The organism is Ensifer sp. BR816 (genome assembly GCF_000378985.1).
Classification (GTDB): domain Bacteria; phylum Pseudomonadota; class Alphaproteobacteria; order Rhizobiales; family Rhizobiaceae; genus Sinorhizobium.
This window is the reverse complement of the sequence record NZ_KB905371.1, coordinates 552,015-574,730: the sequence shown is the minus strand read 5'-3', so window position 1 is coordinate 574,730 and position 22,716 is coordinate 552,015. Positions and strand designations below refer to the sequence as shown.

The following is a 22,716-nucleotide window of genomic DNA, read 5'->3' as shown; positions in this document are numbered from 1 at the left end:
GTCTTTGGTCGCCGGAGTTTTATGGTTCCAAGCGGCTCGCCCCGGGCAAGTGCAATCTGACAAGGTGCCATCTGGGAACGCCGGTCGCGACGCGCTTCTGATTGTCTTTGCCCTTATCGTTCTCGGATCTGCTGCACTGTCGCTGCAGTATTTCCTCACTTTGGCGCCAGCGGAGCTGTGCCCAACACGGCCTCATTACGACTTCCTCTGGACGAACGTCCCTGGACCAACGCGCATCACCCACTGCATGAGCGGCACCGAGGAAATAAACATGGAAGCGCCTTATTATCTCGAGCCGCAAATCCTCCAATCGTGGAGCCATGTCCTATGGCCTGTTCTGACAACGTGTCTGCTCATCGGAACATGGCGTTCATGGCGCAGAACAAGGGCCGCATAAGGCGCAAGTGCCTCGCCATGGACGCCGGGCGTCGGCGGCACCGCATCACACCTCGGTTCCTGAAGACCAATGCGATATGCCGTTTTTCCCCGACATAGCTTCAGGCGGAAAGCGTGAATGCAACGATAGCGTGTTCATCGCCAAACATGTATGTTCCCTTCTGCGCCATACCCATATCTCGCCTCGTGCGGTTCACGAAAACCTCTTTGAAGCTCCTGATCCAGGGTCGGACAATGCCTTCGTTGACAAAAGAAGAGATTGAGAAGCTGGAAATTACCGACTTCATCTTCCATGTCGTGCATCACGGCGCGGCAGAGCCGATCTTGCTGAAGCAGGTACCAATAGGAGAGTTCGAGCGGTTCTTCCTGGACAGAATTTCGGATACCCTCGCAGGAAATCGCTACGTCTTTCTGCCAGATTCCGTCACGCGTGCGAACCTCGCGGCCGTGGCGGGTCCTCCTGACCAGTTTGTTGATGTCTCGCAACTGCTTGCCAAACGGCTTCACAGCGAAGACGACCGTATCAAGCGCGGCGTATTCATCATGATCGCCTTGCGGACGGGAAACCGGCAACTCTATTCATTGATAAAGTACGATCACGAGAAGGTCGTTGCCTTTGACCTTGGAGACGCCATCGCCACGCTGAGAGATGTCGTGAACAGTTTCACCGAATCCCCGAAAGCCCTACAGAAGTCTGCGTTGATCGAACTGACAAAGGACGGTGGCGAACTTGCCATCATCGACCGCAATAGCCGCGTCGGGATATCGGGTTTCTTCGAGAAATTTCTCGGAGTGAAACGGCGACATACCGAGACCGAGATCACCAGCGAAATCCTGGACTCGACCCTCAAGACGGTACAGCAACATCAACTGGAATTACCGCCGGAGATTACCTCACGCGTCAAACCGCGGTTGCTGGAAATCGCGGAAAAAAGGGGCTCGTTCGAGGCAGAAGAATTTCTCAGCGATTTCTTCGGGGCCCATGGGAGCGTCGAGGTAAAGGCGACTTTCTATAAGGAGTTGGAACGGCGCGAAATCGCAGGCGAAGCATTCAACTATGATCTGGACGCATTGCCGGCGGGCGGACCTCGCAAATACGTCACCAATGAAGGGATCCGCCTGGTCATTCCACAAAGTGCGCTTTCCACTTTCAGCCAGACATCAAAGGACGGGTGGACGACTATCACCATTCGCACGCGCCGGGTTACCGAACAATGACGAGCACGTTCGGTCCTCAAGCACGTTCATTACTGGACGAACTGGCAAGAACGCCGGGTAGCGAGATTTCTGAAACGGCGAACGAATGCCGCATTGATCACACATCCTGCAACAGCGCTCACCGCCTGAACGCGATTGTGGCCCTGGCCAGTCTCTGCAACAGCGAACTCCTCGGTCGGGTTCGCCTCTTCGGAGAAATTCAAGATGAGATTGATCTAACCCGCGCCACGGTGGCCAGCATCGGCGAGGAGAGAGTCGCGCTCGTCATCACAAAGGACGTCGAGCCTGGCTTTTCCTATTTTCTGACCGAACGGGGCTTTGCCGAGGCGCTGAGGGATCCACAATGGTTATCTGCTGCGCGCGCGGTCTGGATCGCCGTCGAATTTGCCGGTTTTCAATCGGAAGGCTTGAGCGTATCGCCATGGAACGGTCCGCGCTTGCATCAGGACGCAACTTTCCTTCCGGACAAGCCCCGAAAACTCGTGCGGGATCTGACGTCCGGTGCGGTTCCCGAGCGTATCGAACCGTGGTTGCTGCGCGAGCCCGTCCCCGACGATTCCGGGGTCTTTGCCGCGTGGCGCGAGGCTGCAATCGACAGGCTTACCCTGTCTCTGCCGTCGGAAATTCGCGACAGCGACAACGATAAAAAACAGGTGGTTCTGAAAGGGCCGCGGTCGGCCCCCATCCCAATCGCAGATCCCCGCGCCGGATGGCCCCGCGATGCTTTCCAAGTCCTCATGGACGCGGCCCGGTGGATCTATGGCACACCGCGCGAGACCGAGACGAAATTCCAGTTTCTGAACAATCATCTTTCGCTGGACTGGCGGGATGGGACGGAGTGGCCCGACGGTCTGCCGACGGTCCTGAAAGGAAGCCTCGCGAGCGCTCGCGAGGCGTTCAACTTTCATCTTCAGGACCAAAGCAAGGATGCGCTTAAGGCGCTGGGCGATTTGCGCAAGTCGCTGCAGGAGGAAGTTGCGAAGGCCCAGGCTGCGACACGTGATCTTCTAGGCGCGCTCTGGCGGGACTTTGCGCTTGCAGGCGTCGTGCTCGCGCTCAAGAGCCCGACCGGCTCGCAAATATCGTCCGCCGAAGTGCTCCGCTGGGTGACCGTCGCTGCTGCAGTTGTGTTGTCGGCTAGCATTCTGATCACGACTGTCTCGAACTGGCGGTTCAACTGGCTTGCGGATCGCAGTCGGCGCGAATGGCGTACAAAGCTTTACGCCTTCCTGTCGGATGACGACTGGAAACGTCTTGTCGAACATCCGATTGCAAAGGCCCGATGGGTTTATCGGCTCGCCTTGCCGATCGTGATCGTCATGTATGCTTTCGCGATCTACTACCTGCTCCTGGTCGCCGTACCCGTCTGGACCGCAGCAAACATCGATCCGGTCCTTGTCACGGTGCATGACTGGTTGCGGACAGCCTGGAACACGATAGGCGCCCGGTTTGCTCCCTAAGATCGCGTCAGGGACTGGCTATATACTCGAACCTGTTCAATCCACCGTATTCGATCAAGTGTGCGGCCGCTGCAACGATCTGCTTGATGTCGGCCGACACCTTTGAAATCGACGTTCCCGGCTGCACGACCTTGATGCGATAGAGATATTTCTGCATCGCATCGCCAGAGAGGAGCAGACGCATCATGTCGATGTCGCCCGCCAGAAACTTATGGTCGCCACCCTTCTGATGGCGCCGATCGATATGCGCCCGAACCGCGGAATAGGTCAGGCGACGTCCACTTTTGATGGCTTGACCGAGCACCTCATACTGATCCTGCAGTCGCCGTCCCGGATCGTCAGAACCGGAATATTTAGCGTGCCAAAGGGTGATCTCGACATCCTGCAGCAATGCCTCCGATGCAATCTGGCGGATTGTAATCAGGTCGGCCAATTCACCGCTTCCATCGTCATGAAAGACGACATCGAACCCTTCAGCGATGAGCTCGCGCGCGATCTCGTCTTGTATGCTTTCGATTCTGCGCGGGAACTCGTCGGACAAACGTTCCTTTCTGATATCGACCGTTGCGGGCCAGATCTTCTCGACGAACGTTTCCTCAGAAGGGACGAGTGGCAGCTCCGCCAGCGGCTCTGTCCCTTCGGCTCCCACGATGATCGCCCCATCAATGGAATAGAGTGTTGGCGGTCGTGCGTTGATGAAGTCCAGGAATTTTTCGTAATTGCCACCACGCCTCACCAGGAGCTGATCCGTTGGGACAAATCCTGTTCCGCTCTTTCGCTCTGTGGGCCGAAAAACCGGGCGCGCACCCGGCTGGTAGCTGACCGTGGTATAGCCGCTGGCCCAGCGGATCCGCAGACTCATCTGATCGCTCGGCTGCGGGCGTGACGCAATTTCGATTGCACAATCAAGCAGCAGCGACAGCGGAGAAGGGACCGGCGAAACCTCATCTGCCGGATCCTGCAACCTGGTCGAGGGGAACGGAACTTCGGAAACACGAACGAGCGTGAGTGGTTTCGAATAGACATCGAGAGGCCAGTCGGCCGCCACGACCCTCGCCGGAATTTCGCTGAGCGGAACGACAAAGGGCACGCCGAAATAGCCTCGCCTGCCCCTCGGATCGCTGTCGGACCGGATCGCTGCTCCGAGCCGTTCACACCATTGCGCGAATTCTTGCACCGAGACATTTTGCCCGCCCCACAGTTTTGACGATTCACTCATCCCCAATATTTCATCGTCGTCGATTTTCGCTGCGAGATGGCCACGCACATAGCGAACCGCTTCCATTGCGCCAAATGCATCTCCCGCAGCTCTGCCTGCGGAGGAGCGATAACTCTCGGCGCCGTCGCCATATTGCCTAGTGCGCAAGCCGACATTGAAGGGGGCGAGGAGCTTCGTGCCCGCAAACACGCGAGCGAGATCGCGAAACAGAACGCCTCGCAATGATTTACCTGCCAACGCGCGGATGCAGTTATCGCGCAAGGTAACATCGTCGGCGGATGCATGGAAAAAAAGCAGATCACAGCTCTTGCTGTAATATGCCAAGTGAAGATGGATGCTTTCTGTCGCGATGGCATCGCCGACCAGCCAGCTGGGCGTGCCGGGCTTCTCGGTCACGAGGATCGCCGTGTCTTCGTTTTCGAGTGCATAGTGCAAGTAGAGACGGTCGAATGCGGTTTTCATCTTCGACATGTCGATCTGCACACCCCTGCAATCGAATACGTCGGCTTTCTGCCGTGGTCGAAGCTGCTCCCAAAAGGCCTCGCTTAACGGTTCTCTGGCTGCGACCCTTCCGGTCGATCGGATCCGGTTCGCATAGTCTTCGTGCGCCTGTTCACCGATGATTGCACCATCTGCCTGGGAGGCGACAATCTCATTCCAGATCGAATCGCGCCGATAAAGCGCTCTCAGGTCATCAACCACATGAGTAACTTCCGGGACCGAAAGAAAGCTCGCCTGACCTATGTTCTTCTCAGTCGTTCGCGCGAACCGACCGATGAACTGCAAGGTGATCGGCAAGGATTTGTCAGGATCATGCAGGGCAGCAATCTTAAGTCTCGGCTCGTCAAAACCTTCACCCAGCATTCGCACGCAGATCAGACCATCAAGCTCCCCAGCTCTTAGCCTTTCGACGGCCCGGTCATTCGTCTTCTTTGCGTAGGAACTAGTGACGACCGCAATACGCGCGCCTTCTGCCTCGTAAAGTTTCTTTAATTGTTGCGCGCGCCGCCTGGTCGACGCCTTCACCATGTATCGGTGATCGAGACCTTTCTCCCTGTCTTCCTTGAACCGGGCCAAGGTGGCGCGACAGATGGCCTGGTCCGGCGTCTCGCCGCCTCCCGGAGCGACGGCGTGATAGACGATTTTTCCAAAGACACCGTCCTTGTAGGCCGCCCGCGCCGAATAGGTATGAATGATCGAGCCTGGCATCCTGCGCCGATCAAGCCGGTAGGGGGTTGCGGAAAACAGGAGCTTCGGTATCGGCCCGAGATCCTCGATCAATTTGCGCCAGGTTTCCGCCGGCGCATGGTGTCCCTCGTCGATCAAAGCCAGATCGAAGAAGCCGCTCGGTGGCGGGCAAACGCCCTTGTAGGCGGGGCTCAAGGTTTGTGGCAGCCCGACAACGACATCGGCCTCCTCGAGCGCCCGCCAGCCGGCCTCGTCTGTGATGCGATTATAGACCCTTCTCACCCTGGGCGCGATCTTGCTCTTCAGCATCTCCAGCCTGCGAAACGGATCGACTTCGCTGAATTTTTCCGCGAGCTCTTCGCGAAGGCGTGCGGACGCAACGATTACGAGGACACGTCGCGCCTTGACGAGCGCCGAAACCAGAATCATAACCGCTGACTTGCCCGTGCCGGTCGGCATGGCGATCGTCGCAGCCTCTTGAGAATGAAGGGCGTGCGCGGCCCCCGCATATGCCGCCGCCAACTGCGTCTTCCTCAGACCGGCGTGGCTGACCTTCCCCGTCTCGTCGCGATGTTCAAGACGGATCGACATCGCTTCCGACATCGCTTCAAAACATGATTGCGTCATCCACGAGCCTCAGAAGGGTTGGGACCCGTGACGCCAAACGGGTTGAGAAAGACCAGAGCCTTTCAAACCACCCCTACATGCGACGGTTTTCCCGATCGATTAGAATTACAAGACTAAAACCTCAGGATGCTTAACGATATGATCAACAACCTGGATTGTCATGCATTCTTCTTGAAAATAAGCGGTTGCTCGTGATGACTGCACAGCGTCGGCGAATGCGATCAAACTCTGAGCTGGAACGAAAGGCGGGCGCGATCAATGCGCTGCTCGTCCGGCCGATCGGTGTGCTGCCGCGACCAGATCCGCCCTTTGCTCTTGAAAGGATTGGAACCTACGACCCTCTTATTGAAGAAGATAAGCCTCTGAAATTCCTCGCTGTGAGATGTCGGCTTCGCCTACATCGGATAACCGATATAGGGCCGACTGCGGACTGTGGCGACAGAATAGTTTACGCTCCAAGACTGCGCCTGAGGTCAGCTTCGAATTCAACTTCGAATGCCCGTGCCATGCCGGCATAAGGTCTGTCGCCCGCGGTGAACGCGGCTTGAAACCTGTCACGGTACCGCTGAAGCCGCGCGATCAGCCTGTCGTGCTGGGGACCGGGCGGGCTTTCGACAAGATCCATCATAATGTCCGCGACACCGGCGAGAGCAAGTTGCATAAGCTTGACGCATGCCATTCGCTCTCGGATCAAGCCGCCGCGGTTGAGGCCATAGATGGCGATGGATGCCTTCGCGTAAGGATCGTCATTGCCCGCGACGAGACGGGGTTTGACCGAGGCGATTACGTCCTCCGCCTCCCAGAGAACCTCTTCACGATCCCAATCGAAGACCCAAACGAGGTGATTGCGGGGGTCCCGTTCACACGGGTTGATCAGCAAAGGGTCTTCCAACGAGATGTCGCCATTTTCTTGGGCGATCCAATTGCTGCTACGGACAGGGAACGAATTCGCCTTTCCAGATAGGGCATCGGGCTCGATCAGCCGCAAACGCTCGAACTCCTCAAGCGCCATGCCCGGATCGTAGGTCAACTGCCGACGTCTCTGATTGCACGGCGGGCAGCTTGGCAGCAGGTTCGACCACTTGGCAGCCAGCCACCAGTAACCGGGATGAAGCGGCGATTCCGACACCCCGCCTTTCGGACGAAAGTGCTCGACATCGCGAGAATCAACGGCACGATAACTGCTCTCGCAATAGGCGCATTTCTCACGAAAAAGCGTGTCCAATGCACTGCAAACCTCCCACGCCCTGTAGCGCGAAAACGGATAGGCCTTGGTCGGCGGCGGGATCGACCCGTAGTAGTCCCGCGCACGCTGCAGCTCAGTTTGCTGGTCGGTCGCGAAAATTGCATCGAGCGCAGCGTCGACGGCCTGCAACGCTTCGGGCTTTTCCACCGCGATCATCGGTCCTCGTTCTCGCCTGACGACCAGAGCCCCATCACATAGTCGATTGCCGCCTGCGAGGCTTGCCGGCGGTCGTCGCGACGTGTATTTCGGCTGCTTTCCAGGAATTGGCCGACGGCATCCTGGACGAGCCTTTGTGCCGGGGTGTCGCCCAGGCGCAACTGCCGAGCGACATTTCCCCGTTGTCGATCGAGCTCGATGTCTTCTTCAGCCGACCGGTCAGCCTTGGCGGCAAGGGCGGTGTAGCGGATCAACTCCGCTTCGACTGCTGGATCCTCAGTGGTGAACAGTCCAAAAAGATCCGAGGTCAGAAGCTGTTCGATCGACAATCCCTGGACATTAGGAAGATCGTCGACGAGCTCGACGCGTGTCGCGTCGGACCCTCCAACGGGCTCGCGGCGAAGAACTCTGACCTCGCCGTCGTACATGCCACGAAGGACGAGCGGATCATGTGTCGTGACAATGAATTGGGTCTGCGGCAGAGCACTTCGCAAACGCTGCATGATGCGCATCTTCCAGCGCGGATGGAGATGGGTTTCGACCTCGTCGATCAGGACGATGCCTCGTGCGGTCTCCAGGTAGCGCCAATAGCGCAACATCTCCCGCATGACGTCGACACCCATCGCAACGGTCGTCTTGTAGCCGTCGCTCAAGCGATCAAGCGGCGAGGCATTGCCGTCGAGCTCGAACATGATCTCGCCGTCCCGCTCTTGACCGGGTTCCGGCCGCGCGACGAAAGCTTCGTCCGGCAGGGCGAGCAGCTTGCGCAACGCCCCAATACTTTCGTCATAGCTCGGGCGCTTGCAAAATTTCAGCCAAGGCGACGGATTGGTGATCACTGCCATCGGATCGAACAGGGTCTTGACCCGCGAAGACGGCGAACGCGCCCGCCTTGCACCCGTGCCTTCGGCAAAGAAGCGCCGAGGCCCGTAGCCGAGCAGGACGGTTGCAGGCTCGCTCGACCCTTCAAACTTGCCGGTTTCCGGATCGATCGTCAGTTCCTGGACAAGTCCGGGCTTTTCGAAGACGATGCGAACCTCGGCAGGTGCATTGGACGACGGCAGCTGCCAGTCGTTGTCGCGGCGAAGGAAGCTGCGTCCATCGAGCCCGAGCTTGCCGATTTCAGTCGTTCCGAGCAGCGTCAAGGCGATCGCCTGGAGTATGGTGCTCTTGCCCGTCGCGTTTTCGCCGAGTACTACCAGCGCGCCCGTGCGGCGATCTTCGGCGACGGTCTCGGCCGGCATGTCGATGTCGAGACTGTCCAATGACTTGAAATTGCGGATCTCGATTCGACGGATGCGTTCGCGTGCGTGGATCGGCAATAACTCCTTTCCCGGAAAGCGTGGCAGGGGCGCTCGTGTCTGAACGACGGGAGGCGCTGGTAGCGATTGCGGCTCCTCTTCAAGAATTCCTTGATGGATGGCGGTTTCGACCGCTGCCCCGTCGCTGATGATCGGTATACCGTCGGGACCAGTCACGACATCTATGCCGTGCTTGCGCAGCCTGTCCCAGGTCTCCTGGAAGGCAGCCCGGTAGACGGCCGTGTAGGCCTCGCTGCCGTCGATCTTCACCTGCATGCGCGCGATCGTCCGATCGGCCGGTCCACCCGACGAGATTTCCAACATCAGCATGCGAGACATCTCGGTGGCGTTTACCCACGCCGCACGGCGCTCAACGACCAGAGCTTCCCGAATGTTGAGCCCGAGGATGTCGACGGTGGCCTGACCTCGCGGGGTGAATGGCCGGCAAAGTCCATCTGACTGAAACGACAGATGCTCTTCCGGTCGGTCGAAGCATGGATCAATCAGGAAAGGTTCTTCGATCGCACGACACATGCCGATATCGGCCAGGAGCGGCGCCCGCGGCCCCTGCAGTGGAAAGTTGTCGCCTTTTCCAGCCCTGCCATTGGCGTAGGATCGCACCCGATTGCAGTCGATGCAGGTGACCAGCAGATTCTCCCACTCGTAGGCAAGCCAGGCGTAATGCAGATGGTCGCGCTTCAGGCTTTCAGACCGCGCGCCCTGCTTTGGACGGAAATGCTCGATCTCTCCGGGCCCACTCGCGTCGATCTTCGATTCGCAATAGGCGCACTTTCCATTGAACAGCCGCATCAGGTCCGGTCGGGCCGCGACATAGATCTGCGGGTCGAAGCTGATGCGCAGCTGGGAAAGATGTTCGGCCGAACTGGACTGAAGCAGACTGCGGATCTTAGCGCGCGCGTCCTCCGCTCGCTCTGACACCAGGACGCGGGGTATCGGCAGGACGGAACGATCGACGAAAATCATGCACAACTCATAATCTGAAAAGGCTTTGAAAACACGACAATTGTGCGCCACCAATTTCAAGCCTCGTGGGCCGCCTGTGCAGGTCGGAGGCTACGAGTGGCGGAGCGCGGATCAGGTCATGCCGCGGCCGTCAGCCCCAATCGTTTCACTTCATCAAGGATGATAGGGTTCAAGTTAAATTGCTCCAATGGCGCCGCGGCAAGCCACTTTCGGGCATTCTCGACGTTGAGATTTGTGTCGGGAAACTGCGCTTGCAGCGCTGCGGCAGATATTCGCGAAAGTCCCAACTCCATGAAAGACCATCCAGAACGTGTCGCGATGCCCAATTCCAAGGCGACAGGAAACTCGAATATCCGCTCCGAGAGTTCGACCATCTTGTTTTCGGAAAGCGCAAAACGCAGTATGTCGACGTAAGCCTTTCTGTGGGTTCTACTTTACCGTTTCAAACCGAAAATTCTCATATCACCGTCGAGTTTAGACGACAAAGGCCGGACGATTTACCGCTAACGATTTCAGCGCGTCACTTTTTGCCAGGCCATTGCAATATCGAACATCAACAGCAACTTAGGCACTTGCGAGCAGCGATCGTCGATAAGCGTTCGTTCTAGAGCGTGCCAGCGCGGCCAAAACTACAGCTCCCTCCCCGCCCCGCGCTGAAACCGCAAGGTAAAAAGCGAGCGGCGAAATTTCAGCTTAGCGCTGCAATTGCAATCGGTAAGTAAAAGCCACATCGGAACCCGCGATAGCAGTAAAGGCACAGGCAGTTAGGTTAGGTGGATCTCGGGTGTTACTTGTCCGTATTGCCCGGCGAAAACAGTTCGTCGATATCGCGGTGTCCCTCGATGATGTTGACTACCTCGAAACGTTCGTTGACGTAGCGCGGAAGAAGATGACCTATCCCTTGAACGCCGAGCTGCGGACATCTTTACGCAACTCCGGCCGCGATCGGCCGAGGGTACCGGGAAGGTCGGCCAGTGTCGGCATTTTTGCCGAAGTTCCCCGACAAAGCGGCGTCCCACGACCAAGCTGCCGCCGGGTTATGTATTCGAAAATATTGACCAGATCAGAGAGTGCCGAAGGCAGCATACGAAGCTGCGGCACGCTTAGAAGCCTTCCTTGGTCAGTTGGGCGGCCTTGGCCTCCAGCGCAGCGTCAATGTCGGCATCCGACGCTTCACCGCCATTGGCAATCGATTTATTGAGCAGGGTGGTCAGAGCCTTCTGTTCGCGTTCTTCGACCAGACGCAGACCTTCACGCACAACTTCGCTGGCAGACCCGTAACGGCCGTCCTTGACGATGCTGGATACAAACGCTTCCCAGCGGTCACCAATGGATACGTTCATGTTAACATCTCCTATTGCCTCATAGGATGCCCACAATAACGAACTTTGCGCAATTACTGACATTACGCGCTCGCCCATCCATATCAGGCCTGGCGACCTTTTCGAGGCTTGTGAGATGTTGTCTCCTCCATGCCTGCTCCGATTGGTTCCGGCTGGAGCGGTTGCCGGGTGGGACTTGCACCCACTGGAAAAGCGCCGCCTTTGCACTGCGCACACCCATGCATGCGGCGAAGGCGGACAAAATTCCTTGATCCAGATTCGGGCACCTGACTTGCTTGCGCGGCCCAACTAACTACCACGTGCGATGGGCGAAGCCCCGATCGACCTGCTCAGCATGAAGGCGCCATTCACCACCGAATACACTGACCGCTTCCTGGCCGATCCGGTGGCGATGTTTGCAGCCCGCAATACCCGCAAGCTGCGCAGCATCGACTACAGCACGTTCGACGCTGTCTTCTTCCCCGGTGGTTACGGCCTGCTCTGGGACCTGGCTTCCGACTCCTTCGCCATCAAGCTGATCCGTGAGTTCCACAAGGCGGGTCGTCCGATCGCCATGGTGTGCCATGCGCCGGCGATCCTGCGCGACGTCAAGAAGGACGATGGCCAGTACCTCGTGAACGGAGTCAACCTCACCGGCTTCAAGAATGCCGAAGACACCGAGATTGAACTGCTCCACCACCTGCTGTTCTCGCTCGAAGACGAGCTCAAGAACCGCGGTGCCAACTACCAGAGCAAGGCGATCTGGGAACCGAACGTCGTCGTCGACGGCGTCCTGATGACGGGTCAGAGCCCGGCTTCTGCCGTACCGCTCGCCGAAACCCTTGCTAAGCGTCTTGGCTAAAATCGAACTTCTGGGGCGCCCACGAGCGCCTCACGTCCGCCCTCCAACTTGGCTGTTATCCTACATAATTTGGCAGATTGTCAAAATACAGCCACGAGACGATTCCGTATAATCATCCCGCAATGGGCGCTGGTGTTTGCCCGATCCCGGAATGAGGAACCTGCCATGACCCACCTCGACAGCCGCGGCCTGCCACTCTCGACGTCGTCCGACCTCGCGGCCGAACGCTACCGGGAGGGGATCGATCTGCTCCTCTCCACCTGGCCCGGCGCCGCGGAAACCTTGGAGGGGGCGATCGCAGCCGATCCGGATTTCGCACTCGCCCATGCGGCGCGTGCGCGCCTGCACGCCATCCGCACTGAACTGGCCAAGGCCAAGGAGCGGATCGCAACGGCGGAAGAGATCGTAGTCCGGCACGGGAGCGAGCGGGAGCGGAGCCATGTGGAGGTGCTGTCGCTTGCCATCAACGGCCAGTCGGCCAAGGCGCTGGAGCGGGCACTCGCGCACGTCGACACCTGGCCGCGGGACATCCTGATCCTCTCGCTGCCTCTCGGCGCCTTCGGGCTCTTCGCCTTCTCGGGGATGGCGGACCACGACCAGGCGCGCGTGGATCTCTGTGAGCGCCTCGCCCAGCACTACGGCGCCGATGATTGGTGGTTCGTCACCTACCGGGGCTGGGCCCATGCCGAGAACGGCAACGTGACGCTCGGACGCGCGCTGACGCAGCGCGGCTACGACCTCAGGACCAACAACGCGAACGCAGCGCACGCGCTGTCGCACGCCATGTACGAGAGCGGCGCGGGCGAGGACGCCGAGAGGCTGGTCGCGGACTGGCTGCCTCGCTACGACCGCACTGGCATCCTGCACAGCCACATCGCCTGGCACTCGGCGCTGGGCGCCCTCGAGCGCGGTGATGCGGAGCGAGCGCTTTCGATCTACGCGGATTACATCCAGCCGTCGGTTACGGCCGGAATGCCGGTCAACGTGGTCAGCGACACGGCTTCTTTCCTGTGGCGGCTCCAGGCCTATGGCCACACGGTTCCGGCGGGCCTGTGGGCGGAGGCGGCAACTTATTGCGGGGAATATTTCCAGAGGGCCGGCTTCGCCTTCGCCGATGTCCATATGGCGCTTATCGCGGCGGCGGTCGGCGACAGGGGCGCGGTCGAGCAGCGCGCGCAGGCGTTGACGGGCATGGTCGAGGCCGGAGCCCTGCCCGCCGGGCCAGTCGTGCCGGCGATCTGCCGCGCCGCCTTGTCCTTCGCGGAAGAGGACTACGCAGGCTGCGCCCGTCTCCTGGAGCCGGTTGCGGCCGAGGTCGTGCGCATCGGCGGCAGTGGCGCGCAGCGCGAGATGATCGAGGACATGCTTCTCCTCGCCCTCATGCGAAGCGGCGAGGCCGTGAAGGCCCGCGGGTTGCTCGACCGCCGCCTGCACCACCGCCCGTCGCCGCGCGACACGCGCTGGCACGGCCTGCTCGCAGCCTGAAGACCCCCGCGCCACATGCTAACTCCGCGAGCTGGTCCGGGGGATGCCGATCTTCTGAGGCTCGTGGTCGGGCAGGCGCCTCGCCGATGCAAATTCGGCGGTGATGTACGCATCCGGTACCATTCTCGCAACACGCTCGCCCCAGCAAGACTTTGGCGAAGATGTCATCTATGACCGCCTCGGCAATCGGCCCGACGGCCATTCCAAGCGAGTGATCATCATGAACAGGAAAGCGCCCGTCTATCTCAATGCGCTGCGTGCGTTTGAAGCCAGTGCACGTCACGGCAGCTTTGCCGGTGCGGCCGATGAGCTCAATGTTACGGCGGCTGCAGTCGGACAAATGGTGCGCGGGCTCGAGGACTGGTTGGGCATACCGCTGTTTCAGCGCAGCGCCACGGGGAAGACGAGACTCACTTTGACTGACAGCGCCGAGCGCGCACTTCCGGACATCCGAGCCGGACTCGATCGCCTCGGGATTGGACTGGAACGACTTCGGGAGTCGACGACGAGCAGTGTCCTCAACGTTACCGTCAGTCCGGCCTTCGCCGCCAAGTGGCTGCTTCCGCGCATCGACCGTTTCCAAGCCAGATGCCCGGGCACCGATATTCGGCTTGAGACAAGCTTGAAGCTGGTCGACTACAAGGCCCATGGCATCGACATCGGGGTCCGATACGGCGACGGCAACTGGCCGGAACTGGCTGCGGAGAAACTGATGGACGAGGACGTCTTTCCGGTTTGCTCGCCCAGTTTCGGCGACATTGGGAATTTGACCGAACCAGCTGATCTCACTCGAACCACACTCATCCACGATCTCTCTGTCGATCCAGCGATCGGTTTCGTCACCTGGGACATGTGGCTGCGGGCAGCCGATGTGCCCGAGAGCCAGCCACAAAGGGGCATGAGAATCGACAACTCAGCGGCTGTGCTCCAGGCGGCGATCGAAGGGAGAGGCGTGGCTCTGGCGCGCAGTATTCTGGCGCGCGACGATCTGGCCGCTGGGCGGCTCCAGCGCCTGTTTCCTGGGGTCAAAGTGGCTTCGAAGCTGGCCTACTATGTGGTCTATCGTTCGGAATACGCTTCGCTGCCAAAACTGCAGGCGTTTCGCAGTTGGCTGATCGAGGAAGCAGCCACGATCCGCTCGCAACTAACATAAGCCAATTCCATAGTTTAGACGCCGATCCCGCGAACCCGGCAAAGATTTTCTTTGTCGAAGGCAAGAAACTCTCATTTGTCAGGGCGGCTTTCAAGCGGCAATCAAATGTCCGAGGCGCACATCCCGGCACTAGAAATCTCCCGCGGAGTGGCCCTGCTTTCGAAGAACCAACGATCGCTGAAGACAACGTTAGAGGGATGATCATGGCTTATCTCGAAATTACACTGCAGATCGCTGCCGAGAACCGTCGCGCCGCCGCCGGCGTCTATCACAAGTACAAGGAGCCGTTCCTCTCGCAGATTGCGGGCGCTACCTCCAAGGAGCTTCTCGTCCGCGACGACGACGTTCAGGTCCTCCACGGCTTCAACAGCGTCGAGGATGCGAAGGCCTACCTCGAAAGCGAACTGTTCACCGATGATGTCGTGGCCGGGCTGAAGCCGCTTCTGGCAGCCGCGCCGGAAATCCGCATCTACGCCGTGGCCTGAACCATAAGGAAAGGGCCGGTCCTCCAGCCCTCGATATTGACGAGGAGCTCATCCGTGTCACAAACCGTTCTGATCGTCGGCGGAGGGCTTGCAGGCCTCACCGCAGCCCGCCTCCTCCATCGTGCCGGTATCAGCTTCACGCTCCTTGAGGCCAGAGACCGCCTGGGCGGCCGAATTCTATCGGTCGACGCCACCGGTGAACCATCGGGTGACGGCTTCGATCTTGGCCCGTCGTGGTTCTGGCCCGACATGCAGCCATCGCTGGGCGACTTCGTCCATCGTCTGGGGCTCAACTACTTTGAGCAGAACAGCGACGGCGACGTGGTTTTTCAGCGGATGTCCCGCGAAGCTCCTCAGCGCTATCGCGGAATGCGACAGGAACCGCTGTCTATGCGGCTCGTAGGAGGCACGGGTGCGATCATATCGGCGCTTGCCGAAAGCCTGCCTGCGCAAAGCATTCAGGTGAATGCCCGTGTGACCCACGTCTCGCTGGATGGACAAGACGTCGTTATGCAGTACGTCGATGCAAGCGGATTGTCCCATAAGAAGCGGGCGTCGCATGTTCTGTTCGCACTGCCGCCGCGTCTGCTTGAGGCAAAGGTTCTGTTCTCGCCCGCTCTCGACTTCGCGACATCCGAGCGATGGCGGCGAACCCCGACCTGGATGGCGCCGCATGCAAAGTTCTTCGCGCTCTACGACCGCCCATTCTGGCGCGACGCCGGTCTTTCGGGCACGGCGCAAAGCATGGTGGGGCCCTTGGTCGAGATCCACGATGCGACAACCGCTTCGGGCCGAGCCGCACTGTTTGGTTTCGTCGGCGTTCCTGCCGGTGAGCGCGCAGCCGTCGGACGCGATGCGATCGTCGCGGCATCGGTTCAACAACTCGCTCAGATGTTCGGGCCTGAGGCCGCCAGCCCCCGCGCGACTTTGTTCAAGGACTGGACGGACGACCCCTTGACGGCGACGGCCGACGACAGGCAGGCAAGCGGCCATCCCAGTCCCGACCGACGGCCATGGGTCAATGGAAAATGGCGCGATTACATCTCGCTGGCAGGCAGCGAAACCAGCATCAGTGAGCCCGGCTACTTGGCCGGGGCAGTTGAAGCTGCCACCCGAACCGCAACGGAAATCATCAGCAGGGTGAACAGGTCCGAGGGATACACGTTCGCCGCTACGTCCGAAGAATCCCGCGCATAGGACAAAGAACCATGAAGACCACTTATCGAGCCATGCAGGTGACGACGCCGGGCAGCCTTGAGCTGGTTGAGCGGCAAACGCCTGTGCCAAACGCGGGTGAAGTGCTGATCGTGGTCGAAGCCTGCGGCATCTGTGGCGCGGATGCGAGCGACATTGACAAAGCCGATCCGACACTGCAGCCCCCTCGGGTGCCCGGTCACGAAGTGGTCGGCCGCATTGTTGCCGTAGGTCCAAGCACGCCGTCGATCTGGAGGATCGGGCAGCGTGTGGGCGTCGGCCGTCTCGGCGGACATTGCAACGAATGCAACGAGTGTCGCCGGGGCCGCTTCAACCTCTGCCGCAATCAACCGACGGTCGGATCCTCCTGCGACGGCGGCTATGCGGAGATGATGATTGCTCGAGCGACTGGCCTCATTTCCATCCCGGACGAACTGTCGTCTGGGGAGGCCGCGCCCATCCTCTGCGCCGGCATTGCCACCTTCAACGCGCTGAAGAAATCAGGCGCCGAGGCCGGGGACACCGTTGCCATTCTTGGAATCGGCGGTCTCGGCCACATGGCGCTTCAGTATGCCCGTAAGATGGGATTCCGGGTGGTGGCTGTGGGCCGTGGCGAGGACATCGTCGAGGATGCGATGAAACTGGGCGCTCATCGCTACATCGACAACGACAGGGAAAGTGCCGCCGACGTAATCAATGCGATGGGCGGCGCGAAGGCGATTTTGACCACGACCGGCAATCCAACGGCCGTTACCGCGTTGCTGCCTGCCCTTGCGCCGGAAGGCCGCCTCATCGTGCTCGGCATCGGTAAGGATCCGCTGCCCGTATCGACCGGGTATCTGGTGGGGGCCGAACGCGGCGTGATCGGCTCGATCACCGGTTCGCCGTTCGAGAACGAGAAGACGCTGGATTTCAGCGTTCTGACGGGTGTGCGTCCGATGATCGAAACCATGCCGCTGGAGCGCGCCCCCGAAGCTGTTCAACGAATGAGGTCCGGTGACGCGAAATTCCGGATCGTACTCACGATCGGAGATCAGACCAATGCGGATCAATGAAGATCTGACAAAGCCGGTGATCGTCCATTCGGCGAAGCTCGACTGGGTCCCGAGCCCTTCCGCAGGCGTCGATCGCTGCATGCTCTATCGCGTCGGCGGTGAAGTTGCGCGCGCCACCACGATCGTGCGCTACGCGCCGGGAAGTATGTTTCCACGCCATGTCCATAACGGCGGCGAGGAAATTCTCGTGCTTGAGGGCACGTTCCAGGACGAGCACGGCGACTATCCGGCGGGGTGCTACTTTCGCAACCCGCCCGGCACTTCGCATGTGCCGGCGTCGAAGGACGGCTGCACGATCTTCGTGCGCCTCTGGCAGTATCGTGAGGGCGACAACACGCAGATCGTTCGCCAGCCTGGCGAGGGTGAGACAGCCCGTTCACGCGATGGAGCCGAGGCAGAGCGCGTGTTGTTCGACGACGGGAAGGAACGCGTATCGATCGAGCACTGGCGGCGAGGTTCGACCATAACAGTTGAAAATCGCCGGGGTCTCGAGTTCCTCGTGCTTTCGGGCGGCCTCACAGCTCGCGCGGAGCAACTGAATCCGCAAAGTTGGGGCCGGCTGCCAGCAGGCGAGCCGCTTGAAGCGATCGCCGGACCTGAAGGCGCTGAGATCTGGATTAAGGATGCACCACTTCAGCATCCCGACGTGCTGCAGATGCGGGCCTGAGCCAACGCTATAACTTGGTCTGCCGTCGCGGCACGGATCATACCTCCGCGACAGCAGCCGTGAGCCGGGCAATCGCCTCGTCGACCGTGGCACGGGGGCAGCCGAGGTTCACACGCATATAGCCATGCCCCTCCACGCCGAACTTCTGTCCCTTATCGAGCCAGATCCGCGCCTTGGTCAGCATGAATTTCTCGAGCGCTTCGGCGTCGAGACCCAAGGCCCGGCAGTCCATCCAAGCCAGATAAAGCGCGTCCGCTGGAAGCACCTCGAGCCCCGCCTTCAGTCCGTTGATCGCAGCCGCGAAATGGATGTGGTTGGCGCGAACATATGTAAGAAGTGTCGCGAGCCACGGCTCGCCGTGGGTATAGGCGGCTTCGGCCGCAACCATGCCCATCACGTTCACGCGCGGATACAGGTTGCGCTCCAGCTGACGCTGGAATTCCGCCCGCAGGCGCGGGTTCGGGATGAAGGCATTCGCACATTGCAAACCCGGCAGGTTGAAGGTCTTGGAGGGTGCGGTGCAGGTGATCGAATTTTCAGCGAACGCCTTGGAGAGGCTGGCGAACGGCACATGCCGGCGCGTCGGATTCATGATCAGGTCCTGGTGGATCTCATCGGAGACGACAAGAACACCGTGCCGGCCGCAGATCTCACCCATGCTGCGCAACTCATCCTCGGTCCAGACATTGCCGGTCGGGTTGTGCGGGTTCGAGAGAATGAAGATCCTCGTATTCGGACGGATCGCGGCCTCGAACACTCCCGCGTCGTAGCGATAGCCCGTTTCCGTGCGGGTGAGCGGCGCGCTCACCGGAAAGCGCCCATTCATGAGCACGTCGTCGCGGAAATGCGCATAGACTGGCGGCTGGATCAGAACGCTGTCGCCGGGAGCCGAAAAGGCTTGCACGATGGTCTTGAGCGAGGTGATCACGCCCGAGACCGGAACCACCCAATTCGGCGCAACCTCCCAGCCGAAACGGCGTTGCTGCCAGCCCGTCACGGCAGCGACATAGCCGTCGCGCGCTCCGGCGGGATAGCCGAAGACGCCAAATTGCGCCGCTTCGATGAGCGCATCGATCACCGGTTGGGGCGTCCGGAAGTCCATGTCGGCGACCCACATCGGCAGCGGATCGAAGGCGGCCGCTTCCGGCGGCAGCATCGTCTTCGCACAATCCCATTTCAAAGAGTTCGAACCACGACGGTCGGTCACCTCATTAAGGCAGCTTGTTTGGACGGAGATGTTCATGAGGTCCTCATGGTGGAAAACAAAAGAAGGAATAACGGCACCGGCGGCCAAGCTCGGAGGGATCCATTGGCCCACGGTCCGGCACAGAAGACGTCAGTGCCTGAGGATCTGGCTTAGGAAGAGCCTGGTGCGCTCTGACTGCGGGTTATTGAAGAAGTCGTGCGGATTGTTTTCTTCGACGATCTGCCCCTGATCCATGAAGATCACGCGATTGGCGACCGCTTGCGCGAAACCCATCTCGTGCGTGACGCAGAGCATGGTCATGCCCTCTTCGGCGAGGTCAATCATCGTGTCCAGCACCTCCTTGATCATCTCGGGGTCGAGCGCAGAGGTCGGCTCGTCGAAGAGCATGATCTTCGGCTTCATGCAGAGCGAACGGGCAATCGCCACCCGCTGCTGCTGGCCGCCGGAAAGCTGGCCGGGATATTTATGGGCCTGCTCGGGGATCTTGACCTTTTCCAGAAAGTGCATCGCCGCGTCGATCGCTTCCTTCCTGGGGATTTCTCGCACCCAAATCGGAGCGAGCGTGCAATTCTCGAGGATTGTCAGATGCGGAAAGAGGTTGAAGTGCTGGAACACCATGCCCACTTCCGAGCGCACCTTATCGATGTTTTTCAGGTCCGATGACAGCTCGATCCCGTCCACGACGATTCTGCCCGCCTGATGCTCCTCAAGGCGATTGACGCAACGGATCATCGTCGATTTCCCCGATCCCGAGGGACCCGCGATGACAATGCGCTCGCCGCGCCTCACAGTCAGGTTGATGTCGCGAAGCGCGTGGTAATTCCCGTACCACTTGTTCATGTCCTCGATCCGGATTGCGACCTCGTCCGACACCCTCATGCGGCTACGGTCGATCTCGGTTTCGTAATGCGGTTCCATCATGGTGGCCTCCTTAGCGGTGGTCGGTTCTCAGGCGGCGCTCGAGATGCATCGAGTACCGCGACATGCCGAAGCAGAAGATGAAGAACAGGGCGCCGATGAAGACGAAGAGCTCCCAATAGATACCCTGCCAGTTGGTCGTCGCCCGGATCGAATTGGAGAGCGCGATCGGGTCCAGCAGGCCGATGAATACGACCAGGGTCGTGTCCTTGAAGAGGCCGATGAACGAATTGACGATGCCTGGGATCGAGATCTTGAGCGCCTGCGGCATGATGACGAGCCGCTGCGCCTTCCAGTAGTCCAGGCCGAGGGCCTCGGCCGCCTCATACTGGCCCCGCGGCAGGGCCGCCAGACCGCCCCGGATCACCTCGGCCATATAGGCGGTGGCAAAGAGGGTCACCATGATGATGACCCGCAGGATGAGGTCGAAGTTCGTCCCCGGCGGCAGGAAGTAGTTGAGCAGCAGCGAGGCGGTGAACAGCAGCGTGATCAGCGGCACGCCGCGAATGAACTCGATGAACACGACGCTGAGGGTTTTCACGAGCGGCATCTTCGAGCGTCGCCCCAGCGCCAGCACGATGCCAAGCGGCAGCGAAAACGAGATGCCGGTGACCCCGATGACGATCGACAGCAGGAAGCCACCCACCTCGCGCGAGGTGACGGGGGCAAGCGACAGCGGCAGAAGCTGGCCGAGCATCGTCGTGACCGGCTCCGACGCGAAGAACCACCAGGTGAGCGCACCAATGAAAGCCAGCCCGGCGCCGACACCTGCGCCGAGCCGCGCCGTCAGCCGCAACGAGACGGCGCCGACGGCAATGCCCGCATAGGCCGTGACGGGAAGCCAGAGGGTTCCTCCCCAGATCAGCCAATAGGCGAGCCCCGGAAAGACGGCGCTGAACCAGAGCAGCCTGCGCGGCACAGGCGGGAAGAGGACCGGCGACAGTGCGAGGAGCATCAGCGCGAAGGCGAGCACCGGCCGCCAATATTGCTCGGGCGGATAGAAGCCGAACAGAAGCTGAGTCCATCGATCGCGGATCACCGCCCAGCAAGCCCCCTCCGCGACGCCGAGCATCTGGCGGCATTCACTGAGCGAATGAGCATTCCAGACGGAGTCGAAAAGCCAGGGAGACGTCGACCGCACGATCCAGACCAATACGATGAGTGAAATCACCGTGAGAATTGAACTCAGCCAGTTGTTGAAGAGGCTCTTGCGCAGGAGTTTCAGGAGACCCATTTCACCGGCTGGCGGCTCGCGCGCTGGCAGCATCTCCCCACGGACAAAGGCAGGGTTGCGTTCATTCATATCAACGCTCCTTCAGCCCGACGCGGGCATTGTAGGCGTTCATCGACCCGGAGATGATGAGGCTCAGCGCCAGATAGATCAGCATGAGCAGCAGCATGCCTTCGAGTTCGCGTCCGGTCTGGTTGATGGTGATCCCGCCGAGCGTCGAGCGCAGGTCCATATAGCCGACTGCCAACCCAAGCGACGTATTCTTGGTGATGTTGAGATACTGCGAGATCAGCGGCGGCACGATCACCCGGAGCGCCTGCGGCAGGATCACCAACCGCATCGTCTTCCCTGGCCGCAGACCGAGTGCAGAGGCCGCCTCGGTCTGCCCTCTTGAGATTGCTAGAATACCTGCCCGGACATTCTCGGCGATGAAGGCGCCGGTGTAGATGCCGAGCCCGAGCCACATTGCGATCAGCGCATTGCGCAGCTGTAGCCCGCCCTGGAAATTGAAGCCGCGCAGTTCGGGATAACCGAGATGAAAGCCGAGCACCCAAAGCAGGAGGAGCGGTGGGCATAGGAGGACAGCGATCGTCTTCCACCAGGTCACCGGCCTGATACCGGTTTTGCTCTGAACACGGTCGGCATGACGCACCAGCGCTCGATTGACGAGCAAACAGGCGATCACGACTCCAATGGCAGCGATTGCGTTCAGGCTAGGCTCAAAGACGCCGAGATTGAGCGTCCCGAGGTCCAGGGCAAACAGCGGCTCGGGGATGAACACGCCGCGATTGGTAATGGCCGCCGCGCCGAGGATCATGCTGGCGGTGGCATTCTCGCCCTTGAACGCGTTCGGCGCCGGTACCGCTTCACTCATGATCGCACCGAAGACGAGGATCCAGAGCAGCAGCGGAATATTGCGGAAGACCTCGACATAGACGGTCATCAGCCGCGCCACGATCGAGTTTCCGGACAGTCGCAGCACACCCGCAAGCACGCCAATGACCGTGGCCAGAACACAGGAGAGAACGGCGAGGACCACCGTGTTCAAAAGCCCCACAAGAGCCGCGCGGGCGTGGGTCATCTGGGTGTCGTAATCGATGAGCCGTTGGTTGATGTCGTAGCCGGCTGTGCTCCACAGAAAGGAAAAGGAGAAATCCTTCCCCAGAAGCGCGAGATTGCGGACTGTGTTGTCCACCAGCCAGGCGATCCCCAGCATGAGGCACATCAGCACGAAGATCTGGATCGTGCAGGACCGGTACCGGCTATCATTGAGAAGCATGTTCAACCGGAACGGCCGGTTCAGACCGCGGCTGTCGATGGTGATTGCGTTTGCCATTGGCGA

Annotated in this window: 18 protein-coding genes; 9 read left to right on the top strand and 9 right to left on the bottom strand. The window is 60.1% G+C overall.

Annotated features, from left to right (window positions below):
• Nucleotides 1-630: 630 nt before the first annotated feature.
• Both RHIBR816_RS0132360 and RHIBR816_RS35045 read left to right on the top strand, forming a co-directional pair.
• Nucleotides 631-1,614 carry a nucleoid-associated protein gene (locus RHIBR816_RS0132360; RefSeq protein ID WP_026187687.1) on the top strand — a complete coding sequence of 328 codons (984 nt, stop codon included), beginning with the start codon at nucleotides 631-633 and terminating at the stop codon, nucleotides 1,612-1,614.
• On the top strand, nucleotides 1,611-3,074 hold the full coding sequence (locus RHIBR816_RS35045) for a hypothetical protein (protein WP_157628294.1): 1,464 nt from the start codon (nucleotides 1,611-1,613) through the stop codon (nucleotides 3,072-3,074). The genes RHIBR816_RS0132360 and RHIBR816_RS35045 overlap by 4 nt, the downstream gene beginning before the upstream one ends.
• A gap of 7 nt (nucleotides 3,075-3,081) precedes the next feature.
• On the opposite strand, the gene RHIBR816_RS0132350 is transcribed toward RHIBR816_RS35045, so the two are convergent.
• The 5 genes from RHIBR816_RS0132350 to RHIBR816_RS0132330 form a co-directional block, all read right to left on the bottom strand.
• Nucleotides 3,082-6,108 carry a DEAD/DEAH box helicase gene (locus RHIBR816_RS0132350; protein WP_084811384.1) on the bottom strand — a complete coding sequence of 1,009 codons (3,027 nt, stop codon included), beginning with the start codon at nucleotides 6,106-6,108 and terminating at the stop codon, nucleotides 3,082-3,084.
• Between the two features lie 448 nt (nucleotides 6,109-6,556).
• A complete protein-coding gene (locus tag RHIBR816_RS0132345; protein ID WP_018240733.1) occupies nucleotides 6,557-7,510 on the bottom strand; it encodes an HNH endonuclease in 954 nt (317 codons plus the stop codon).
• Nucleotides 7,507-9,795: an AAA family ATPase gene (locus RHIBR816_RS35455; RefSeq protein WP_018240732.1), complete on the bottom strand. Its 2,289-nt coding sequence runs from the start codon at nucleotides 9,793-9,795 to the stop codon at nucleotides 7,507-7,509. The genes RHIBR816_RS0132345 and RHIBR816_RS35455 overlap by 4 nt, the downstream gene beginning before the upstream one ends.
• A 116-nt stretch (nucleotides 9,796-9,911) precedes the next feature.
• Entirely contained in the window at nucleotides 9,912-10,169 is a 258-nt protein-coding gene (locus RHIBR816_RS0132335; protein WP_018240731.1) for a hypothetical protein, read from the bottom strand.
• Nucleotides 10,170-10,898: 729 nt separating this feature from the next.
• The gene (locus tag RHIBR816_RS0132330) at nucleotides 10,899-11,138 is read right to left on the bottom strand and encodes a type II toxin-antitoxin system ParD family antitoxin (protein ID WP_018240730.1); all 240 of its coding nucleotides are present in this window, start codon (nucleotides 11,136-11,138) and stop codon (nucleotides 10,899-10,901) included.
• 304 nt (nucleotides 11,139-11,442) lie between these two features.
• Between RHIBR816_RS0132330 and RHIBR816_RS35035 the strand changes: the two genes are divergently transcribed.
• From RHIBR816_RS35035 to RHIBR816_RS0132295, 7 genes are all read left to right on the top strand, one after another.
• Nucleotides 11,443-11,979 carry a type 1 glutamine amidotransferase domain-containing protein gene (locus tag RHIBR816_RS35035; protein WP_018240729.1) on the top strand — a complete coding sequence of 179 codons (537 nt, stop codon included), beginning with the start codon at nucleotides 11,443-11,445 and terminating at the stop codon, nucleotides 11,977-11,979.
• 165 nt (nucleotides 11,980-12,144) lie between these two features.
• On the top strand, nucleotides 12,145-13,464 hold the full coding sequence (locus RHIBR816_RS0132320; protein WP_018240728.1) for a tetratricopeptide repeat protein: 1,320 nt from the start codon (nucleotides 12,145-12,147) through the stop codon (nucleotides 13,462-13,464).
• A 103-nt stretch (nucleotides 13,465-13,567) separates the two neighbouring features.
• Nucleotides 13,568-14,617 (top strand): transcriptional regulator GcvA, encoded by a 1,050-nt coding sequence (gene gcvA, locus RHIBR816_RS0132315; RefSeq protein ID WP_018240727.1) that lies wholly within the window; start codon nucleotides 13,568-13,570, stop codon nucleotides 14,615-14,617.
• Nucleotides 14,618-14,820: 203 nt separating this feature from the next.
• Entirely contained in the window at nucleotides 14,821-15,102 is a 282-nt protein-coding gene (locus RHIBR816_RS0132310) for a hypothetical protein (protein ID WP_026187685.1), read from the top strand.
• A 54-nt stretch (nucleotides 15,103-15,156) separates the two neighbouring features.
• The gene (locus tag RHIBR816_RS0132305) at nucleotides 15,157-16,299 is read left to right on the top strand and encodes an FAD-dependent oxidoreductase (RefSeq protein ID WP_018240725.1); all 1,143 of its coding nucleotides are present in this window, start codon (nucleotides 15,157-15,159) and stop codon (nucleotides 16,297-16,299) included.
• An 11-nt stretch (nucleotides 16,300-16,310) separates the two neighbouring features.
• Nucleotides 16,311-17,351, top strand: a complete 1,041-nt coding sequence (locus tag RHIBR816_RS0132300) for an alcohol dehydrogenase (RefSeq protein WP_026187684.1) — start codon at nucleotides 16,311-16,313, stop codon at nucleotides 17,349-17,351.
• Nucleotides 17,338-18,018: a cupin domain-containing protein gene (locus RHIBR816_RS0132295; protein ID WP_018240723.1), complete on the top strand. Its 681-nt coding sequence runs from the start codon at nucleotides 17,338-17,340 to the stop codon at nucleotides 18,016-18,018. Before RHIBR816_RS0132300 ends, RHIBR816_RS0132295 begins: the two co-directional genes overlap by 14 nt.
• Nucleotides 18,019-18,055: 37 nt before the next feature.
• On the opposite strand, the gene RHIBR816_RS0132290 is transcribed toward RHIBR816_RS0132295, so the two are convergent.
• The 4 genes from RHIBR816_RS0132290 to RHIBR816_RS0132275 all read right to left on the bottom strand — a co-directional run bounded on the left by RHIBR816_RS0132290 (nucleotide 18,056) and on the right by RHIBR816_RS0132275 (nucleotide 22,710).
• Nucleotides 18,056-19,261: a MalY/PatB family protein gene (locus tag RHIBR816_RS0132290; protein ID WP_026187683.1), complete on the bottom strand. Its 1,206-nt coding sequence runs from the start codon at nucleotides 19,259-19,261 to the stop codon at nucleotides 18,056-18,058.
• Nucleotides 19,262-19,354: 93 nt separating this feature from the next.
• Nucleotides 19,355-20,146, bottom strand: a complete 792-nt coding sequence (locus RHIBR816_RS0132285) for an amino acid ABC transporter ATP-binding protein (RefSeq protein ID WP_018240721.1) — start codon at nucleotides 20,144-20,146, stop codon at nucleotides 19,355-19,357.
• Between the two features lie 10 nt (nucleotides 20,147-20,156).
• Complete coding sequence (locus RHIBR816_RS0132280; protein ID WP_018240720.1) at nucleotides 20,157-21,446, bottom strand: amino acid ABC transporter permease; 1,290 nt, start codon at nucleotides 21,444-21,446, stop codon at nucleotides 20,157-20,159.
• A 1-nt stretch (nucleotide 21,447) separates the two neighbouring features.
• Nucleotides 21,448-22,710 carry an amino acid ABC transporter permease gene (locus tag RHIBR816_RS0132275; protein WP_018240719.1) on the bottom strand — a complete coding sequence of 421 codons (1,263 nt, stop codon included), beginning with the start codon at nucleotides 22,708-22,710 and terminating at the stop codon, nucleotides 21,448-21,450.
• Nucleotides 22,711-22,716: the final 6 nt, after the last annotated feature.

Bases quoted from the DNA above. Each gene is read 5' to 3' on its own strand.
- RHIBR816_RS0132295 (WP_018240723.1), top strand. From the start codon at position 17,338: ATGCGGATCAATGAAGATCTGACAAAGCCGGTGATCGTCCATTCGGCG.
- gcvA (WP_018240727.1), top strand. From the start codon at position 13,568: ATGTACGCATCCGGTACCATTCTCGCAACACGCTCGCCCCAGCAAGAC.
- RHIBR816_RS0132310 (WP_026187685.1), top strand. From the start codon at position 14,821: ATGGCTTATCTCGAAATTACACTGCAGATCGCTGCCGAGAACCGTCGC.
- RHIBR816_RS0132350 (WP_084811384.1), bottom strand. From the start codon at position 6,108: ATGACGCAATCATGTTTTGAAGCGATGTCGGAAGCGATGTCGATCCGT.
- RHIBR816_RS0132290 (WP_026187683.1), bottom strand. From the start codon at position 19,261: ATGAACATCTCCGTCCAAACAAGCTGCCTTAATGAGGTGACCGACCGT.
- RHIBR816_RS0132275 (WP_018240719.1), bottom strand. From the start codon at position 22,710: ATGGCAAACGCAATCACCATCGACAGCCGCGGTCTGAACCGGCCGTTC.
- RHIBR816_RS0132320 (WP_018240728.1), top strand. From the start codon at position 12,145: ATGACCCACCTCGACAGCCGCGGCCTGCCACTCTCGACGTCGTCCGAC.
- RHIBR816_RS0132335 (WP_018240731.1), bottom strand. From the start codon at position 10,169: ATGGTCGAACTCTCGGAGCGGATATTCGAGTTTCCTGTCGCCTTGGAA.
- RHIBR816_RS0132300 (WP_026187684.1), top strand. From the start codon at position 16,311: ATGAAGACCACTTATCGAGCCATGCAGGTGACGACGCCGGGCAGCCTT.
- RHIBR816_RS0132345 (WP_018240733.1), bottom strand. From the start codon at position 7,510: ATGATCGCGGTGGAAAAGCCCGAAGCGTTGCAGGCCGTCGACGCTGCG.
- RHIBR816_RS0132280 (WP_018240720.1), bottom strand. From the start codon at position 21,446: ATGAATGAACGCAACCCTGCCTTTGTCCGTGGGGAGATGCTGCCAGCG.
- RHIBR816_RS35045 (WP_157628294.1), top strand. From the start codon at position 1,611: ATGACGAGCACGTTCGGTCCTCAAGCACGTTCATTACTGGACGAACTG.
- RHIBR816_RS35455 (WP_018240732.1), bottom strand. From the start codon at position 9,795: ATGATTTTCGTCGATCGTTCCGTCCTGCCGATACCCCGCGTCCTGGTG.
- RHIBR816_RS0132330 (WP_018240730.1), bottom strand. From the start codon at position 11,138: ATGAACGTATCCATTGGTGACCGCTGGGAAGCGTTTGTATCCAGCATC.
- RHIBR816_RS0132360 (WP_026187687.1), top strand. From the start codon at position 631: ATGCCTTCGTTGACAAAAGAAGAGATTGAGAAGCTGGAAATTACCGAC.
- RHIBR816_RS35035 (WP_018240729.1), top strand. From the start codon at position 11,443: ATGGGCGAAGCCCCGATCGACCTGCTCAGCATGAAGGCGCCATTCACC.
- RHIBR816_RS0132285 (WP_018240721.1), bottom strand. From the start codon at position 20,146: ATGATGGAACCGCATTACGAAACCGAGATCGACCGTAGCCGCATGAGG.